Genomic DNA, 20,432 nt, shown 5'->3' with positions numbered 1-20,432 from the left:
ATGGTACAATTAATTAATTGGTAAGTAATAAATCTCTTCTCCCTTCTCAATTTCCATCTGATCAGCTGCTTGTATAGCCAATGCATTTGAAAATGTTCCTAATCTGATATCTCCAGAGCCGTTGAGTGGGCTTAATTCCAATGTTGCTTGTGGTCCTTTTATCGACACCGGAAAAAACTCATCAAAGCCTGTTCTTTTTTTTCTGCAAAAATCTACCGGTAGTTTAAAAATTGGCTTTGGGTCAAGGTTGAGACAGGTTCTTAAATAGGTATCAACAAATATTTTGAATGTTACCAGGCAGGAAAACGGATTTCCCGGTAATGCGAAAACCATTGCCCCATCCTTAATTTTTCCACACAAAACAGGTTTCCCAGGTTTGATGGCAACCTTATGAAATAAAACAGATACACCGAGTTGCGCTAAAATTGCAGGTACATAATCGGCATCACCTGCAGATACACCTCCTGTTAAAATCAGTATATCTTGTTTAAGATTTTGGCCAATTACTTTTTCTAGTTCATTTTTATTATCAAGAATATGCGCCTGGGTGGATACCTCAATATCATATTCGGCCAGCAGGGCTTTCAATACTGATAAATTACTATTGTAAATTTGAAAGGCATCTACCTTTTCACCTAACGCTTTTACTTCATCACCTGTGGTAAGAATAGCTACCTGTGGCTGTTTTTGAACAGCAACTTCTTCCTGCCCTAATGCAGCTAAAAATCCTATTGCTGAGGCATTTATCTTATAGTTGGCTGGAATACCCAGGTCACCTGCTTTCAAATCCTGACCTTTTAAAGCTATATTCTGCCAGTTGGAGCCTTTTTCGGTATGAATAGTAACCAGATTACCTGCTTCTGTTGTATCTTCTCTTCTAAAAACGGCATTGGCATCAACCGGAACAGCGGCTCCAGTCATGATTTTATAACATTGTCCGGCCATTAACTCGCTTTTTTGTCCCTGACCAGCGAAAATAGTCTCCACTATTTCAAAGTTTCTTAAGCCCTGTTCAAAATCCTTCAGCCTTATGGCATAACCATCTACTGCTGCCCTGTTAAAAGGAGGAAAGTCTCTTGTTGCAAATACGCTATCAGCAAGAACCCTACCCAGGCTGGCTTCCAGTTTAATTTTTTCTGTTCCAAAAGATTTGGCTTCTGCAATAATAATGTCTTGTGCTTGCTTGTAGTTTACCATTTTAATGCCCCCCTCCCTTCATCATTTTCCTGGCATGAAATACTGCTGGTAAAATGGCATCTAAACACTCTCTTACTCCGTCTGAGCTTCCCGGAAGGGTAACAATTAGTGTTTGATGAATGGACCCTGCCACTGCCCTGCTCATCATAGCCATTGGTGTACGCATTTGCCCATGGTTACGCATGGCTTCGGTAATTCCATCGGCATCTCGTTCCAATATTTCTTTAACCGCAGAAACGGTATGATCTCTTGGCCCTAAACCGGTACCACCTGTAGTAAAAATAAAATTTACATCTGCTGCAACCCATTCCAAAATCTGTTTTTGAATTACCGCCTTATCATCAGCAACAATCTGGTAGCCTGTAACATTTGCTTTAACTGCTGTTAAACGATCGCGAAGTATCATTCCACTTTTATCTTCCCGTGTACCAGCAGCAGCAGAATCAGAACATACCAACACTGCACAACTTGGGGAATTGTTAAAATATTTCTGCCGATCGCTTTTCCCGCCCTTCTTAGCCAAAAGTTTAACTCCAGTAATTTCTAGTATGGTATCTACCGCTTTAAGCATATCGTAAACTTCCAATGCAGCAACAGAAACACCCGTTAACACCTCCATTTCAATCCCGGTACGTCCGATTGATTTAGCTTCAGCCCAGATACTAATTCCAGTTTTACCTTTAAGGTTTTCTGGAACAGTATCATCAGCAGCACTAAAAAATCCGAATTGCACCTCCATACTATCAATACAAACTGGGTGACAATGCGGCAAAAGCTGAGGAGTTGCTTTTGCACCTAGAAATGCCGCTGCTCTAGCCACATCAAAGAGATTTCCTTTCGGCAAAAGATCTTTCCTGATCATGTCTATGGTTTCGGCACTGCAAAGCACATAAGCAACCGCCTGGGCTGTACGAAGTGTAACGGTTTTAAAACTAATGTCTCTCATGCTCGGTTGCGCTACTTATTGATCTACTCCTCGCTTACCTTATATATATAGGTATATAATTAAACAGCTATCGGACGTTCGTTAAATTGTTTAGCGGCAATGAAAGCCCTGGCTTGAACCACATCACCTATAATAATAATTGCTGGATTACTTAAACCTTCTTTAAAGGCTGCTTCCTGAAGATCCTTTACTTCACAAACCAGAGATTTCTGTTGAGGCATGGTAGCATGTTGAATAATTGCAGCGGGAACATGCCCCAAACCTGCTTCACTGTAAGTATGAGCAATTTCTGCTAATTTTTTCATCCCCATATAAATCACCACAGTAGCTGAGCTCCTCATGGCACATTTTAAATCATCCGACAAACTTCCATCACGTTTAGTTCCGGTAATTGCCCATAAGCTCTCGCTGATTCCACGGTGTGTTAACGGGATGTCTACAAATCCAGCACCCTGCATACTGCTTATCCCCGGGATATACTGTGCCCTGATCCCATTTTCTTCAGCAAAAAGTAATTCTTCAAAGCCCCTACCGAAAATAAATGGGTCGCCACCTTTTAAGCGAACAACCGTACTATGCGATTTGGTATACTGAACTATTAAATCGTTAATTTTTTCCTGAGGCGTACAATTTCTATAAGGTTGCTTACCTACATAAATCATTTTGCATGATTTTGGAGCAATTTTTAGCAATTCATCATTACTTAAGTTATCATACAGTATAACATCAGCCTTTTTCAAGACTTTAAAAGCCATTAAAGTAAGTAATTCCGGATTTCCTGGACCCGCACCCACTACATAAAGCCCAAAAGGTGATAATTTTCTTCTCATTACATTACGATTTAAATTAACATGGGATAAAAATCGTAATTATTTATCAAAAAATTAAATATTTTATGATAAAAATCATAAATATTATTGTTTTTAATTTAAAATAACCTATTTTTGAATATCAAATATCACAAAATATACACTTTCAATCTAAAAAAACACCAAAAAGAAAGACTAAACACATATAAAATCAGCAAAAAATAAAAATAAACCGAAAATTCAGACCAAAAACTTAAAAAACAACAAGATTTTATGAAAAAACAACAAATAATAGTCATTGGCAACGGAATGGTGGGATACAAATTCTGTGAAAAGCTAAAATCCAAGACTTCATCATTTAATTTGATTGTTTTTGGAGAAGAACCTAGAAGAGCTTATGATCGTGTTCATTTAAGTGAATACTTTAATGGTAAAACTGCTGAAGACCTTTCTTTATCTACAGAATCATGGTATGATGAACAGGAAATCACCCTATATCTTAACACACCTGTAACAGGAATAAACAGAACTGAAAAAAAGGTTTATGCAGCAAACGGATTGAGCTATGATTACGACTTTCTGGTTTTTGCTACTGGTTCTGCTGCTTTCGTGCCTCAGATTGCTGGTATTGAAAAGGAAGGTGTTTTTGTATATCGTACAATAGAAGATTTAGATCTCATTAGTGCGTACGCGCAAAAAGCGCAAACAGCTGCTGTTATTGGAGGTGGTTTATTAGGACTGGAAGCTGCTAAAGCTTTAATCGATTTAGGCATTTCAGAAACCAGCATCATCGAATTTGCACCTCGTTTAATGCCCAGACAGATTGATAATGCAGGTAGCGACATTCTTAAATCTAAATTAACCGACCTTGGTTTAAAAATTCTATTGAATAAAAACACCAGTCTCATTGAAGGAGAAAGCAGCATTACGGCTTTAAAATTCAGTGATGACTCTCACCTTGCAGTAGATATGCTGGTTATTTCGGCTGGTATAAAACCGAGAGACGAGCTGGCTAAGGCCTGCGGACTGGAAGTTGGTCAAAGAGGAGGTATAGTGGTAAATGAGAAAATGCAGACTAATGACCCTGCAGTATTTGCTATTGGAGAATGCGCCCTATATGACGGGATGATTTATGGCCTGATTGCACCGGGATATGAAATGGCGGAAGTAGTTGCTACTCATCTTTGCGAAAACGGGGATAAAACATTCAATGGTTTCGATATGAGTACCAAACTTAAATTAATTGGCGTTGATGTGGCCAGCTTTGGCGATAACTTTATTAACGAACCGGATTGCAGAACGATTGTATTTGAAGATAAACATAAAGGAATTTATAAAAGGATAAACATAAGTAATGACGGGCAATATCTTTTAGGAGGTATTTTAATTGGAGATGCAGCTGCATACAACATGTTGCTGCAAACTTCCACTAACAACATCCCATTGCCTGAAAATCCGGAGGAACTTATTTTAGGATCACGGGGTGGTAGCGAAGGATCAGCCTCTGGCGGAATAGAACACTTACCTGATTCTGCTTTAATCTGTAGTTGCGAAGGCATTACTAAAGGCGGTATATGCAGTGCCGTTACCGATGAAGGGTGTGAAAACATAGATCAGATCAAGAAATGCACAAAAGCGGGAACAGGATGTGGAGGTTGTGTCCCAATGGTGAAAGATTTAATGCTTTACACCATGAAAGCCCAGGGAAAATATGTCAGAAATGTAATCTGTGAACATTTTAACTACAGCAGGCAAGAGCTTTATGATCTTGTTCATATTCATGAGATTAAAAGCTATGACGAGGTACTCGATAGCTTAGGCAAAGGAGATGGATGTGAGGTTTGTAAACCACTGGTTTCTTCTATCCTGGCGAGTTTGTGGAATGAGATGATCCTGCAAAAGGGTAATGATACTGCTCAGGATAGCAATGATCGCTTTTTAGCTAATATTCAAAAAGGCGGCTCTTATTCTGTTGTGCCAAGAATACCGGGAGGAGAAATTACGCCTGAAAAATTAATCGTAATTGGACAAGTTGCTCAAAAATATGGATTGTACACTAAAATTACTGGCGGACAAAGGATTGATTTATTCGGTGCACACCTGAGCGATCTGCCAAAGATATGGGAAGAATTAATCGATGCAGGATTTGAAAGTGGACATGCTTACGGAAAGGCCTTAAGAACTGTAAAAAGCTGCGTAGGAAGCACCTGGTGTAGGTTTGGATTACAAGACAGTGTAAGTTTTGCCATTCAGGTTGAAGAAAGATACCGGGGTATACGGGCACCGCACAAGATTAAATCGGCGGTAAGTGGTTGTATTCGCGAATGTGCAGAAGCCCAAAGTAAGGATTTCGGTATCATCGCAACGGAAAAGGGTTGGAATTTATATGTATGTGGTAACGGCGGAAGTAAGCCGCAGCATGCGCTTTTGCTGGCAACAGATTTAGATAGCGAAACCTGTATTCAATATATTGATCGCTTCTTAATGTTTTATATCCGCACTGCAGACCCGCTAACCAGAACAGCCACCTGGCTAAATAAGATGGACGGTGGAATTGATTACTTACGCAATGTAGTAGTGAATGACAGTTTAGGAATGGCCAAACAGTGGGAAGCAGAAATGGAAGGCTTAGTTGCAGCATACCAATGTGAATGGAAAACCGCTATTGAAAACCCAGCCATCAGAAAAAGATTCTCGCATTTTGTAAATGCACCTGAAGAAAAAGATCCAACAATTCAATTCGTCGACATGCGCGGCCAAAAACGTACAGAAGAATGGAAAACAGCTTAGAAAATCAGACCTCAACCCTTAACGGACTTGATAACATGGAAACAACAATTAACTGGCTGGCTGCATGCCGTGTTGAAGATGCAGTAGAAAATGGTGGTGTGTGTGTAAAACATGGAGATGAGCAGATTGCTTTATTCTATTTTACCCGCAGGAATGAATGGTACGCTACTCAAAATGAATGCCCGCACCGCAAGCAAATGGCACTTAGCCGTGGAATGATCGGATCTACTACTGATGAACCTAAGGTAGCTTGTCCGTTCCATAAAAAAACATTCTCCTTAAGTACAGGAGAATGTTTGAGCGGTGATGAGTGTGCCATCAAAACCTACCCCGTAAAAGTAGAAGATGGGACGGTTTTCATCGGTTTAAGTGCCTGAACAAACCATAACTCAAAATAAACAACCTAAATTATGAAAGTTAAAACTTTTACTCCATTAGCAATTGCATTGTCCTTAAATTTTTTCGGCCCAAAATCAAGCGCACAAAACACAGCTACACAAACCAAATTGGTATTGTTTGAAGGAATTGTTGCAGCAGGATATGTGGACCATGGCGCCTACATTAACTTTACAGGCCCAGGTTTGAAAGTAACTAAAAAACCATACATGCTGTTAATTGGCATGTTACCGAGTTTACGCATCAAGGAAGACCAGGTAGCGGCTGGCGCAACTAAAAATTCGATGCTTACCCCTAATTTAGGATTTGGCTTAACCGCCGCCTTTAAACACATTGCATTACAATTACCATTCTATTATAATACTAAAACGAGCACTAAAAACGGTTCATGGAAGCTGGGTGTGGGACTAGGCTACAAACTGTAACGATTTCCTGGGCACGTCCATCCAGCGTGCCCAATTCGTTTGCCTTAAACTCCCTCTTCTGTTAATACCCGCAATTTATCTTCGTCAAGGATTCCTATCCCCTTTCCCTTCAATACAATTAACCCTTCCTGGACCAGCTCATTCATCGTCCGGAATACAGTTTCATAAGTTGCACCGGTGTAAGCCGCTAAATCCTGGCGACTTAACTCAACTGCAATGCAATCTTCCTGATTTACACCAAACTGTGCACGTAAACTGAATAGCGCTACGGCCAGCCTGCTTTTCACCGACATCAATGCCAGATTTCTCATCTTTCTTTCCGAAGTATTCAACTCATCGGCATAAAACAACAATAATTCGAATGCGAATGCATGATTTACTTTTATCGTAGCCATAAAAAAATCAATATCTACATAACAAAGGGTTGTTGTTTCCAGTGCGGTGGCTGAAATGGGATAAACTGCGTGTTCGCTTTGTATCCCCCTGTGTCCCAGTATTGCACCTCCTCTGGCAAAGCGCAAGATCAATTCTTTATCACCCCACTTTTTATGCACTTTAACATTACCGCTGGTTACAAAATAAACTCCTGTAACCGGTTCGCCTTCTTTTATGATTATCTCTCCCTTTTTTGCGATGAAGTTTTTCCGATGTCCTTCTATGGCTGGCAACCACTCTTTAAGAACAATTTGACACATGAAACAGCTTTTATGATCGCAACTTTTATCTTTCTTCATTATGCAGGGATTAAGATTGGCAAAATTAGTATTTAGCATGGAGTAATTAGTAAAAAGTATACAGTTTAAAGTAGATAGTATCAAGTAAATAGTATCAAGTATCAAGACTGGATGATTAAACTCGGACTTTCGGACTTTAACGTTGTATCAGGCAGCTAGTATAGATTTCTAAGTATCAAGTACTAAGAATAAAGTATGAAGACTGGATAATTAAAACTCGGACTTTCGGACTTTAAAAACGAAAAAGCCAGACAACCGATTAAGATTGCCTGGCATACTAACTAACCATAGAGAACGGGATGGATTAATATCCCGGATTTTGTTCTAAAACAGCATCTTTATTCAATTGAATTTCTGTTAGGGGAATTGGCATTAATAAATGTTTTGCAGCTAATCCTTTAAGTGGCTTTGCAGGATCGTTGCTATTTAAACGGGTAGCACGTTCTACCAGCGTACCCGTGCGCATTAAGGTCATGCGGCGATTTTCTTCCCCGATTAATTCTCGTGCTCTTTCATCCAAAATAAAATTGAGATTCATATCTGAACCAGCAACTTGTCCTTTAGCTGGATATTCCGGAAATGCTCTTTTCCTGAGTACGTTTATGGTATTAGCTGCATCCTGCAACTTACCCTGCTTCATTTGAGCCTCTGCTAACAATAAATACGTTTCGCCCAAACGCATGAGGATAAAATCTTTAATCATGGCAAAACCAAAGCTATCATTAGGATCAAATTGGTTCCATTTGGTTGTCATCGGACAGATTTTAAACAAAGTATCTGGTCCGGTGTAAGGAATTTGTTTGCCAAAATTTGCATTTCCCGGCGTATTGTAATAAAATTTACGACGAATATTATATTGTGAATTTCGGATATCACCATCCTTGTAAAGACCGTAAATCACCCAATTACTGAGTCGTAACCTGGCAATCCCCCTCCCTCCAAGTGAATCGGCAATTGTCATTCCGGCAATATTATAATAGGCACTCACCCAAACCCGGCGTTGTTGTGGGCTATTGGTGATACCTCCTACCACACTGGCTGGGTTTTCCTGCTCTAGTGTCCAGATCACTTCCCTGTTACTTTGTGAGCGACGTTCGTTTCCGTATACGAAAATATCCGAATAATAATCTCCCGGAGATCCTGTTTTAGCTCCAAAACGGCTACTAACTAAACTAAACTGACCACTATTGATAATTGCCGCTGCTTGTTGTTCTGCCAGATCATTTTTACCCATTCTCAAATAAACTTCTGCAAGCAATTGCATGGCCATATATTTATTGGCACGACCATATAATTTACCTTTTGAATTGGTTTTTACAGCTTCAATATCTGGAAGGTTAGCCGCAGCAAAGAGCAGATCGTTTACAATAAAGTTGTTTACTTCATCCAAAGGAGCCCTAACAAAATCTGTTTTGGGTGCTGACAATGCATGTTGTACCAAAGGAACTCTGCCGAAACAGGTAGCCAGGTTGTTGTAAGCATAAGCCCTAAAAAACTTCGCTTCGGCACTGATTGCGGATTTGCCTTTAGCACTGATAGTTGTTAATCCAGGACTTTCAACGCCATCTACAATGATGTTAGTTAAATTAACCAGAATATAATTGCGGTTCCAGGTTGTCCCTGCTGCTGCATCTGTTGGCGTTAATTGTGTATAATCGTAATAAGGAATTTCAATTCCTTCCTGATTGGCAGTAGCGTTCGCCACATCTGTTCCCACTTGCCAAACAGATGGCCAGCCTTGCCTGTCAGAAGCAGAAAAAATAGTACTGACATGATTATACAAACCTACCAATGAAGCTTCAAAACCTAATGAATCACTTAACGTAATGGGTGTATAGGAAGAGAAAGGTTTTTCATCCAGAAATCCCTTTTTGCATGAACTTAAAAACAACAATACAATTGCCAAGCCCGAGAAAAATATATTGATAAACTTTTTCATAATTTGTATTACTGATTAAATTATTTAAGCGAAATATTTGCTCCGAAAACAAAAGAACGGGTTAAAGGATAGTTGTTAAGCCAACCATCAGAACCCCGGGTGATGTACGTGTTTTCAGGATCCCAGCCAACCCATTTGGTAAAAGTATGTAAGTTTCTTCCGCTGGCGTAGATTGTTAATCCACCCAAATGAAGTTTATCCAAAATCTTTTGCGAAAACACATAACTGGCGGTTATATCCTTAATCCGGGTATAGCTGGCATCAGAAGCATATGCATAACCTCTTGTGTTGTTGTAAGAAAGCGCAGGCCTGCTGTCACTCGGATTGGCAGTTGTCCAGTAACCTATTTCTGCCGGAGTATTTCTTCTTCCTGTTTCATCTCCGTAATTTAAATCGGTATTATTTCTGGTCATACCTTGAGCGGTTTGAATAAAAATACTGAGATTGAAGTTTTTATAGTGAAAGGTATTGGTTAATCCACCGGTCCATTTTGGAGCTGTTTGACCTAAAATCTCTCTGTCTTTATCGGCTGTAATTACACCATCTCCATTGAGGTCTGCAAATTTTAAATCACCTGGTTTTGATCCTGGATCCTGTTTAGATGGATCCTCACCAGTTTGCCAGATACCCGTCATTCTATAATCATAGATTACGCTGATGGGCTTACCTATAAACCACCTGTTCCCCAAATCATCTTTACCATCTCCATACAAGTCGACAATCTTATTTTTGTTTGTGCTAAAGTTTATGGTACTTTCCCATTTAAAATCGCCATTAGCGATATTTTTGGTGTTTAAAGTAAGTTCGATACCCTTATTGGCTACCTTACCTAAGTTATCCAGCACACGAGTGTATCCGGTGATGATAGGCAGACTTCGGTATAAGAGCAGGTCATTGGTTTTGCCGCTGTAAGCATCTAACATACCTGATATGCGTCCTTTGAACAAAGAAAAATCCAATCCAATATTGGCGGTTGTGGTACTTTCCCAATGAAGATCGGCATTACCCAAATTACTGGGCACTACACCAATGGTGCTGATACCATTAAATGGAAATCTTACCGCACCTTCTACCGTAATGGTTTGATAAACATTTACCCCCTCATTACCAGTTTTCCCATAAGATCCTCTCAGTTTCAGGTTATCCACAACAGCGTTGTTTTTCATAAATTCTTCGTTCGAGATATTCCATCCCAAGGCTACTGAAGGGAAAATTCCATACTTAGTGGTGTTGGCTCCAAACACAGAAGAGCCATCTCTTCTGGCCGTTGCCGTGAACAGGTATTTGCTGTCGTAAGAGTAGTTAACCCTGGCCATTTGAGAGTTTAAACGGTATCTGTCGGCATAAGATGAGCTGGTTTGTGTTGACCCTGCTCCTAAATTATTGTAAGACAATTCGTCGTTAACAAAACCTACTGCTCCTGCAGTTGTGGTCGAATACCTTCTTTGCTGTGCACTGTATAGTCCTGTAAAATCAAAATGGTGTTTTTTAAAATCTCTGCTATACGTTAGCAAATTTTCAATCGTATAACTTCTGGTTTGAGCATAAAAAGTGGATGCCGTTCCTAAAAGATCATTGGCTTTTCTACCTACATAAGAGGCTGAATTTTCTGGAAAAAAGGTATATCCACCATTTAAACGATACTTAAGCCCTTTTAATACGCCAGAGAATTTAATCTCTGCATAGCCATTGCCGTTTAAGTTTGTTGTTCTGCTAATTCTATCCGTTAATAAACCAAGTAAGGGATTCGTATAAAGCTGCTCGGGTTCCATTGGATAGATTTTATATTCACCCTTATCATTGTAAACCGGTGCATAAGGACTCATAGCCGTAGCGAAAAGCAGATTTGCTCGTCCTCCATCGTAATTATTCCCGGCAAAAAACAAGGAAGTACCTACAGTAAGAAAATCCGTTACGTTCACATCCAAATTTGATCTTAAACTCGTTCTGTTAAATTGATACCCCTTTACCGGTCCTTTCTGGTCTAAATAGCCTCCGGAAATAAAATATTTGGTATTCTCTGTTCCACCAGAAATGCTGAGGTTATGATCTTGCATTACACCTGTTTGAGTTACCGCATCAATCCAGTCGGTAGTAATACCTGCTTTATAGTTAGGAAGTTCTCCAAAGTTAGGCACCGGACTGGTTTGTGTCTGGCCGGTTTGTTTCATATAATCGGCATATTTTTGCAGGTACTCTTCTCCCGTGCGGGGTTCGAGCATATGTGCAATATTTTCGACACCTGCATAGGCATTATAACGAATAATCGGTTTACCGGTAAGCCCTCTTTTAGTGGTTACCAGGATAACCCCATTGGATCCGTTAGTACCATAAATTGCTGTTGAAGAAGCATCCTTAAGAATCTCAATAGATGCAATATCATTGGGATTGATATCATTCAAGGAACCACCGGTTTTAGTTAAGGGAACACCATCAACCACTACGAATGGCCCTGTACCTGCTGTAATTGAATTTTGTCCCCTAATAAGTGCTGCCGGCTGGCTTCCAGGGATTGAAGAACTGGAGGTAATGGTAACGCCTGAAACAGCACCCTGTATGGCCTGCAAAACATTGGTAACCGGTAGTTGCGACAATCGTTCTTTAGGTACAGATGCTACCGCCCCGGTAATATCAGAACGCTTCTGCGTACCATAACCTACTACCACTACATCATTTAAACTTTTGCCAGTATCTTCTGCAAGGGATAAATTAATGGTGGTTTCATTAACTACTGTGATGCTTTTAGTGGTATAGCCGATAAAACTAAATTCGAGAACAGCACCTTTTACTGTACCAATCTTATAAATTCCATTACCATCTGTAGCCACAACATTCGTTGATCCTTTGCTCCTTACTGTAACCCCTGGTAATGGCATTCCCCTTTCATCGGAAACTTTACCTGTTATGGTTATCCGGGTTACATCCTGTGCCTTCAACCCCTGAAGATTGAATAACATGATCAATAAAATTATAGGAGAACATAGCGCATGCCGGGCCTCTTTTAAAAATTCTTTTTTCATCAAATTGTATTTTATATTTAGTTAGTATTTGGTTACTCCTGACAAAAGGAAAGCAAGAAACGACACTTTGTATCGCAGAAGGGTTTAGGTGAATAGCTCCATAATTTTAATATTTGGTTATAACAAATTAACTACTAAAATTACTGCTGTAGTGAGGGGTAATACGGTAATTAATAGGGGTTAAATTGTGATTTTACATTAAAAAAACAGCATTTAACCCCTTTTTTGAGTTTTCACGTTCAAACTTAATCGTTAGTTTAACGTTTAATTTTTTAGCTCATTAAGGATAGGGCCTGATCGTGTAGAAATGGTTTTGGCTTCTGGCTTCAATAATTCAAAAACAGTAATTTCATTCTTTCCTTTTTTCAACCATTCTGCCGGCAGATATAAGGTTTGTTGAGGACCGATTGACCAATACTTACCCAGGTTATGCCCGTTAACCCACACTATTCCCTTACCCCAGGTTCTCATATCCAGATAGGTATCACCGATCGCTTCTAATTCAAATTGGCCGCTTTTTACAGTTGGCTGTCCGGTATTTACGGGAGAAGCCCCAGCTTTATTTTTAAAATAGCTGATATCATTAAATGGCAAACTATACATTGCCCAGTTAGAAACTATCCTCCCATCAAATAACACATTTTCAGTAATTCCTTTCTTATTCTCCAGGAGATACTTACCAAAGTTAACACGACCCATATTTTCTACGAGAATGTCTAGCTGTACATCACCTTGTGGAAGCGTAATCTGCAGGCTGTCTTGAGTTAATCTTCGGTCTAAAACACCTACCTTTTTTTTGTTAAGGAAAATCACCGCGTAATCACGAAGCTCATTAAGTTTGAGCATCCCGCTTTTCCCCCCCTTAATTGTTGTACTGTACAACACATAGCCATAATCTTGCTTTAAATCTTCGAAAGATAATGGTTTAACATTTTTAACGGCAGAAGGCAAAGCTGAAAATAAGCCTGTACTCTTGTTCAGTGCAACGGAAGGAATAACAATTGTTTTTTTATCTGCAGGAATGGCGGGCAAAACCTGTCCCTCAGGAAGATGTTTTTCAATAACGGCCCTGAATTGCCTGAATTTTTCTGTTGCATTCCCTGCTTCATTCAGGGGCGCATCATAGTCGTAGCTACTGGTTTGTGGTTCATAAGGAGAAATATCCTTGTAATTTGCTCCATTCATAAAACCTCTTGTACTGCCGCCGTGGAACATATACATATTGATTGAAATACCTGCCGCAAGTACAGAATCGAGCTTACCTGTATACTTTTCTGCCGGCACGGTGTGATGAGCTGTTCCCCACCAATCGAACCAGGCAGGATACCATTCAGCTATAAAATAAGGCCCTTTTCCATGATGCAGGGCTGCAATTTTAGATTTTACTATAGCTGGCTTATCCTGTCCATTGATTGCAGGTAATAAACCTGGCAAATGTCCGTCTTTAATGTCGGCTTCCGGATCGCAGGTATAAAGCAAGCCATCAAAACCTGCCTCTATAAACATTTTACGGTTAATTTCCAGATACTCTTTATCCGAACCATAAGAGCCATACTCATTCTCAATTTGAACCATTAGTACATTACCCCCATGATTTACCTGCAAAGGGGCCAGTTGTTTACCCACCTCAGTAATGTACTTTCTGTATTCGTTGAGGTATTGTTTCTCTCTGCTTCTTACGATTAGCCCCTTTTCATTTTGCAGCCAATAAGGATAACCTCCAAACTCCCACTCTGCGCAAACGTAAGGGCTTGGGCGCAGAATCACCCAAAGGCCTTCCTCTGCCGCTATTCTTACAAATTCTGCTACGTTGTTATTGCCAGAAAAATCAAATTTGTCTTTCTGAGGCTCATGCAAATTCCAGAAAACATAAGTACCAATGGTATTTAACCCCATGGCCTTCGCCATTTTCATTCTATCTCTCCACGCTTCCTTCGGCACTCTGGGATAATGTAATTCTCCTGATATAATTTGAAAGGGCTTCCCATCCAGCAGGAAATCATTTTCTCCTAATTTAAATTCGTGTGATTTTTTCTGACCAAATGCCAGCATAGAAACACACAACATGACGGCTAATAAGATGTTTTTTTTCATAGATATTGGGGTATTAAATGATTCATATTTGATTTTTTTGGCATAAAAAACCTCCAATCCACTTAATTTTAAGCAGTTAAAGATATTTTTAAGAAATTTTAGTGCTTTGCGCTGGTTTTATTTAAAAACGCTTAGGTTCCATTTGTCCATCCACTTAATTTTGATTTTATCGGCTTCAAACTGTATAGGTAACCATAGATAACGACCATCTATTGCATCTTTAGGCGCCCATTTGTCAGCCATAAAGATAAATTGACCTTTTTTCCCGGGCGCAGGCAAAACGTGGGTACTTTGTCCGCCAAAAGTCTTACCTGCACCTTCTCCTTCGCAGGGATTACCCATAAACGTCCATGGCCCCCAAATAGATTTCGCTTTAAACCACCTTGCAGGATTGGGCGCCCAACCAGTACAGCCCGATCCAACCATGTAATACACATTGTCTTTTTTAAAGAGTGCGGGTGCTTCAGTTTGCTGGCCAACATAAATCCGGATAAACTTTCCAGTATGGCTGAGGTAATCAGGGCTTAACTCTGCCAGATGCAGTGTAAAGTTTTCTTCTGAAGAAAAAACATGATAGGCTTTACCATCATCATCCACAAAAACAGTCATGTCTCTGGCCATTTGCCCACCGGGCAGATCTCTGCAAAAAAAACCATCTACCTTGTCTTTAGGTTGTTCACAATTTACTTTTTCGGCATCCGGGGTTCCTTCAGCATAGAAGGGCTGTTTATTGGGATTTGGCCGATAACTTTTGATAAATGTATAAGGTCCTGTGGCTTTATCGGCAGTGGCTACCCCTGTACGGGCAGCAGCATAGCCTTTACCCAAAAGTTCCAGGTGGAACCACATTACAAATTTCCCTGTCTTTTTGTTGTAAACCACTTTTGGTCTTTCTAAAATACAGCCTTTTGCAATATCACTATTGGGATCATCAATTACGGAAAGGGCAATCCCCTCATCTTTCCAGTTGTATAAGTCTTTCGAAGAATAGCAATGAACGCCTACCTGTGCGGTATTGCCCAGTTCACCTGCTACTTTATGCTCTCCAAACCAATAATATATCCCTTTAACATTCACAATTCCACCACCATGGGCATTGATATGTACCCCTTTATCGTCTTTCCAGACCTGACCAGGATTAAAATCGGTATATGATTGTGCTTGTGTATGAAGACTAAAACCAACACATAGTATTAGTCCCATCAGGTAAGATTTAGCTTTTATCATGTTCTATCGTATATAAAATTCAACATCTTTTTAATCTTTATTTCAAACCAGCACTGTGATCATTTGGAAAATCCTCACCACTCCAGATTTTTTGCGCAGACCATTTTACTGCAGGTCCTGACCAAAACTGATCGGTTTCGGGCAAACCCAGCGGAAGGAAAATATTGGTACAGATATATGGACTGCCTTGATTATTATAAAAATCGCCAAGGTTCGGTTGATCGCCATACAAACCAATCGTTAGCCAACCATTTTTATAAGTACCCGGACTTTCTAATGTTTTCCTGATTACCGCTGTTAATGCACCACGTACCTGCTCAGGGCTTAATTGTTTGGGTAATGCTTTTCGCCATGCCATATCTGCAAGGTGATGAAAAGCTGCGCCCCGATAAACAATAGACCTGCCGGTTGCAGGATAGGTTCCATCTGCATTAATTAACCGCTCCTGGATGACAGCATATCGTTCATTCCGTTTCTTTATCTTATCGAACATGGGATTATATGCAGAGGTTTTCTTACCAATAATATCAACTAATGCAGCTAAATAGGGATGAATAACATAGCTATTATAATAGTCAAAAGCATAACTTGTACCATCAGAATACATACCATCGCCAACATACCATTGTTCTAATTGTTGTAAGGCATAATCTACGCGCATAGGATCCCAATCAAAGCCATATTTAGCTAAAAATGCTTCGTTCATGGCTGAAAAAAGCAACCAGTTGGAAAATACTGGCTTAAACCGGCGCGTGGTTTGAATAGATTTAACCAGCAGTTGCTGATTTTTCCTGCCTATATTTTCCCAAAGCCATGGGGCACGCACAAAGGCATAGGCTACATAAGAGGCATCTACCAGTTGTTGCCCACCTATATCGAAATTCATAAAATCTTTTGCATTGGAATCTAGAGCATTGTTAATGCCTTTTAAAGCCCAGTCGCGATACTGTTTTCTTAAAGCTATTTCTTCTGCAGAGCCTCCTTCCAATTGTAACCAGGGTGCTATTCCGCTCAAAACCCTGCCCAGCACTTCTACATACTGCACTTTTATGCGGTGCTCTTTGTTATCAATATGTACGGAGGTTACTTTTGGCATGGCAATCCTCAAACTATCCTGCGCAAGATTATACAACACCGGTTTAACCATCTTATCCATTTGTTGCAGCCAGAACTGCCTATCTGTTAAATAACCTTGTTTTTTACTGCTTTTACCTTTTTGAGCAAAAGTACTCGTAGAAGCCAAAAGGATTAACAGGATAAAGTTTAAGGATTTACTCATAATCGTTTTCATCAATTTTTTATTTTTTCGGTGCTAAGAATTTATACATTTCACAACCAGCCAATAAAAAAGCACCTACACCAAAGTTGGCCGTAGAATTAGCATCGACAACTTGCCCGGGGATGGCCTTCTCACCGATGGGCTGTACATAACCTACCTTCCCGTTACTTTGAACGGCAGTTTGAGTTAAATATCCCCAGCCTTTCCGGGCGGCTGGGAAAAATGTTTTCTCTTTGAGATAACCTTTATTAATTCCCCATAACAAACCATAGGTAAAAAAAGCAGTTCCACTTGTTTCTGGCCCAGGTGCGTGCTGCGGATCGAGCATACTTCTGGTCCAATACCCCTCTTTTTGCTGACTTTTTACTATGGCTTTGGCCATGTTAAGATATTTGTTTAAAAATGCTTTACGATGAGGATTATTTTCAGGTAAATCCTGAAGTACCTTGGCCAATCCTGCAAATACCCACCCATCACCCCTGGCCCAAAAATCCTTCATTCCGTTTACACTCTTGTGTTTAGGATAAACATATTTGGCATCACGGTAATATAATTTAGCTTCATTGTCATACATGATGCTGTTGGCATAAGTAAAATATTCGTACAACTTATCCAGATATTTCGCATTACCAGTTGTTTTATAGAGTTTAGTCATTACCGGCATCACCATATATAATCCATCTGCCCACCACCAGTAATCGTTATTAGGCGTACTCATTTCATACTCCATTACCTGTTTAGCACGTGCTATTTTATAATCTTTTGGATCCAAATGATAGAGGTCTATATAAGTTTGAAAGCAGATCTGCCAATCGCCAAAAAGCACATGATCATCCGTTTCACCATAATTGTATTTCCATTTGGTTGTATCGTTAGCTTTAGCGCCCATCCATTGATTATGCTCAGCCCAATCTTCTGAATATTTTCTAAAAACCTGATTTTTAGTCAATTTATAAAGCTCCATATTCCCCGTGTGATAGGCGGCATGATCCCAAAATGCCCTGACTTGCGGTTTATTGTTTTCCTGCCAGTAAACATTTACTTTATTAATTACTGCCAGCACCTCCTGCTGTGTTTGGCCAAAAGCCACTTGAAACAACAGCATTAACGTTGTAGCACAAATTAAAAGCGGTTTAAAACGGTAATATAATCGGCTTTCTTTCATGTTTGGTTTAAATGTGGTTTAAATATTTATTTCACTAGTCTAACTTCATAAACACTGGCAGTTTCACTATTTTCTTGCGCCTCAAACCGAATATTTATCGTTTGTCCCTTCGTCAATAAATCATTATCAATGGGATAATTCTGCGTATAAAAAACATCACCAAGATTTTGCTGCAACTTCACCGTGGCAACTACTTTCCCGTTAATCAGAATTTTAAAGTTTCGGCCAATTTCTTTACCATAATAAGTTAGTTGAAGTGCTTTCGCCAGATTTTCTTTGTCATTAAGTTCATACGAAAACCAGGTCTTACTACTTCTCCAATGCTTATTTCTAAAAATTCCGCTATTAGACTGATCAGATTTAAACTGGTGATCCACTTCTGGTTGTTGCTCACCAGGGAATACCACATCTATTGTTTTCGCTGCCAGTTTCAATTTTTCCTGCTCAGTTACGGTTATGCTTTGCTTCAAGCTATCAAGGCCTTTTTCGGTTACAGTAGGCCAATAAATTATATATCGACTATCATGAATTTTATAAAAGGGTATTAACGTCAAATTAGATTTTGATTGCAGATAAATAAATTTAGCAAGATTATAGGCAGACTGTTTACCACTTACTGGTGTGATTTGGCTCGAGATTGTATTTATATCACCAACCAATACCGGAGCATCCTGAAGGTTGTGCTGCTTACCATTCGCAATGTGTCCCATACGCGAATCATCGGCATATAAGCCCGCTAAATCATCAATACCGGTTTGGGCCGCAAGTACAATGGGACCTTTTAAAACTGCATAATAGGCAGATTTATCTGGCATTTGTTCCAGGTTAATCCTCATTGGAAGAATTACCTTAACCTGATCACCATTTTTCCATAGACGTGATATTTTGAGGTAACCACTATCCGGCTCTGGGCTTGAAATGAGTTTATTGTTTACAAAAACTTTCAAGTCTTCGGCATTAAGCCAGACAGGCTTGCGAATATTTAGGGTAAACTGAAGTGCCTTCTTTGTATTGATGAGCAACTGTGTTTCTTCCGACGCTGGAAATTGAGTGGTTTGGGTAATTTTAATGCCCTTTTCTTGCCAATCCAATCTGGAAGGAATAAACAAATTAATGAATAACTGATTGGCCTGATGAGCATATATTAACTCGTTGTATTTCGCATGATTTTCAATACCACTACCTACACAGCACCAAAAACTGGTTTGGGGTTGAGAATAAACGCGATAGTGATCAGGCCGCATAGGTGTGAAATATACAAAACCTCCTTTTGGATTTTGAGAGGACAGGATATGGTTGTACAGCGTACGTTCGTAATAATCCAGGTACGCTGTATTCCCCTCTGTTTCATAAAGGAGTTTACTCAATTTCAACATGTTATAACTGTTGCAGGTTTCGGGTCCTTCTACACTGCTAATCATGGTAGAAAAGTCATCTGTAGGGTTAAAATGCTCGCGAACACTATTCCCTCCGATAGCGGTGGTACGGTGGTGCACTACGGTTTGCCAAAAGAAACGGGCAGCCTGATGATAAACTTTATCATGGCTTAGCATAGCAATGCGTTCAAAACCAATTACTTTGGGAATTTGAGTATTGGCATGTAAGCCATTGAGTTTATCTTCCTGCTTAGCTAAAGGATGTAAAATGCGGTGATCTGAAAACTGATAAGCCAATTTAAGCATCCTTTCATCCTTAGTAATGGCATAAACATCTGCAAATACCTCATTTAAGCCCCCATGTTCTGAAATCAACATTTTTTGAATCTGTTCATCATTCAGTTTAGCGGTTAGCCAAACAAACCAGTTCGAATAATCAATCAGCATGGTTTTAGCTAAAGCATTGTTGGTATACAAACAGGCATCTCTTAACCCGGCAAAAATTTTATGGATGTTGTACAGGGGGACCCATTTTTTATTCAGGTCAAAACTACCAGCTTTAATATTTCCATTGGCAATGTCGTTCCACATTGCAGCTCCTCCAGGCACACCTCCCAGATATCCGTTTTTATTTGCATCCTGACATTTTTTTAATTCAGCAAGTACATAAGCAATTTTAGTCTCTACACTTTTATCGCCCGTAGCAGCATACATGAGCGCAAGTGCAGAAAGATAGTGTCCAGCCATATGTCCATCCAGGCCCGTAGATTCCCAGTTGGGATAATTAGCGGCTTTAGCTTGTAAGCCTGCTTCCTTAAGATAAGGCGCCAACAACCTGTCGGCATCTAACTCGAGGATATATTTTAGATCTGTCTGTTCCGCTGTTTTAAACACACCGGGAAGCAATTGAACCTGTTGAGGCTTAAACAGCCACCTCACCTGCTGCTGAGCCAGCGTGCATGGAGACGAGCTGAAAAATAAGCCCAGCCCCAATATTAAACTTATCTTATAAAATGCATTCATTTTCATCACTTA

Annotated in this window: 14 protein-coding genes; 3 read left to right on the top strand and 11 right to left on the bottom strand. The window is 39.8% G+C overall.

Annotated elements, in window-relative coordinates; translation table 11 throughout:
- Positions 1 to 9 precede the first annotated feature (9 nt).
- Genes ACQY77_RS20680 through cobA form a run of 3 tightly spaced genes read right to left on the bottom strand, consistent with a single transcriptional unit; the run spans position 10 to position 2,973 of the window.
- Positions 10 to 1,197, bottom strand: coding sequence for a molybdopterin molybdotransferase MoeA (locus ACQY77_RS20680; RefSeq protein WP_421940419.1), 1,188 nt, complete (start codon positions 1,195 to 1,197; stop codon positions 10 to 12).
- A gap of 1 nt (position 1,198) precedes the next feature.
- A complete protein-coding gene (gene moaCB, locus ACQY77_RS20675; RefSeq protein ID WP_421940420.1) occupies positions 1,199 to 2,143 on the bottom strand; it encodes a bifunctional molybdenum cofactor biosynthesis protein MoaC/MoaB in 945 nt (314 codons plus the stop codon).
- Between the two features lie 59 nt (positions 2,144 to 2,202).
- A complete protein-coding gene (gene cobA / locus ACQY77_RS20670) occupies positions 2,203 to 2,973 on the bottom strand; it encodes a uroporphyrinogen-III C-methyltransferase (RefSeq protein ID WP_421940421.1) in 771 nt (256 codons plus the stop codon).
- 252 nt (positions 2,974 to 3,225) lie between these two features.
- Here cobA and nirB point away from each other — a divergent pair, with 252 nt between their 5' ends.
- From nirB to ACQY77_RS20655, 3 genes are read left to right on the top strand one after another with little or no spacing between them, the layout of a single operon-like run.
- Entirely contained in the window at positions 3,226 to 5,742 is a 2,517-nt protein-coding gene (gene nirB, locus ACQY77_RS20665) for a nitrite reductase large subunit NirB (RefSeq protein WP_421940422.1), read from the top strand.
- The gene (gene nirD, locus ACQY77_RS20660; protein WP_421940423.1) at positions 5,727 to 6,119 is read left to right on the top strand and encodes a nitrite reductase small subunit NirD; all 393 of its coding nucleotides are present in this window, start codon (positions 5,727 to 5,729) and stop codon (positions 6,117 to 6,119) included. Before nirB ends, nirD begins: the two co-directional genes overlap by 16 nt.
- 33 nt (positions 6,120 to 6,152) lie before the next feature.
- Positions 6,153 to 6,563 carry a hypothetical protein gene (locus ACQY77_RS20655; protein ID WP_421940424.1) on the top strand — a complete coding sequence of 137 codons (411 nt, stop codon included), beginning with the start codon at positions 6,153 to 6,155 and terminating at the stop codon, positions 6,561 to 6,563.
- 44 nt (positions 6,564 to 6,607) lie between these two features.
- On the opposite strand, the gene ACQY77_RS20650 is transcribed toward ACQY77_RS20655, so the two are convergent.
- From ACQY77_RS20650 to ACQY77_RS20615, 8 genes are all read right to left on the bottom strand, one after another.
- The gene (locus ACQY77_RS20650) at positions 6,608 to 7,297 is read right to left on the bottom strand and encodes a Crp/Fnr family transcriptional regulator (protein ID WP_421940425.1); all 690 of its coding nucleotides are present in this window, start codon (positions 7,295 to 7,297) and stop codon (positions 6,608 to 6,610) included.
- A 304-nt stretch (positions 7,298 to 7,601) separates the two neighbouring features.
- On the bottom strand, positions 7,602 to 9,236 hold the full coding sequence (locus ACQY77_RS20645) for a RagB/SusD family nutrient uptake outer membrane protein (RefSeq protein ID WP_421940426.1): 1,635 nt from the start codon (positions 9,234 to 9,236) through the stop codon (positions 7,602 to 7,604).
- Positions 9,237 to 9,256: 20 nt separating this feature from the next.
- A complete protein-coding gene (locus ACQY77_RS20640) occupies positions 9,257 to 12,256 on the bottom strand; it encodes a SusC/RagA family TonB-linked outer membrane protein (protein ID WP_421940427.1) in 3,000 nt (999 codons plus the stop codon).
- 264 nt (positions 12,257 to 12,520) lie between these two features.
- Complete coding sequence (locus ACQY77_RS20635) at positions 12,521 to 14,350, bottom strand: beta-galactosidase (RefSeq protein WP_421940428.1); 1,830 nt, start codon at positions 14,348 to 14,350, stop codon at positions 12,521 to 12,523.
- Positions 14,351 to 14,467: 117 nt separating this feature from the next.
- A complete protein-coding gene (locus ACQY77_RS20630) occupies positions 14,468 to 15,553 on the bottom strand; it encodes a glycoside hydrolase family 43 protein (RefSeq protein ID WP_421940429.1) in 1,086 nt (361 codons plus the stop codon).
- A gap of 61 nt (positions 15,554 to 15,614) precedes the next feature.
- A complete protein-coding gene (locus ACQY77_RS20625) occupies positions 15,615 to 16,868 on the bottom strand; it encodes a DUF2264 domain-containing protein (protein ID WP_421940430.1) in 1,254 nt (417 codons plus the stop codon).
- A 7-nt stretch (positions 16,869 to 16,875) separates the two neighbouring features.
- Positions 16,876 to 18,021 (bottom strand): glycoside hydrolase family 88 protein, encoded by a 1,146-nt coding sequence (locus ACQY77_RS20620; RefSeq protein WP_421940431.1) that lies wholly within the window; start codon positions 18,019 to 18,021, stop codon positions 16,876 to 16,878.
- Positions 18,022 to 18,047: 26 nt separating this feature from the next.
- Positions 18,048 to 20,420 (bottom strand): beta-L-arabinofuranosidase domain-containing protein, encoded by a 2,373-nt coding sequence (locus tag ACQY77_RS20615; protein WP_421940432.1) that lies wholly within the window; start codon positions 20,418 to 20,420, stop codon positions 18,048 to 18,050.
- Positions 20,421 to 20,432: the final 12 nt, after the last annotated feature.

The organism is Pedobacter sp. (genome assembly GCF_965279535.1).
Lineage (GTDB): Bacteria > Bacteroidota > Bacteroidia > Sphingobacteriales > Sphingobacteriaceae > Pedobacter.
Note: the sequence above shows the minus strand (reverse complement) of the source record. Positions and strands in the feature narration are given on the sequence as shown.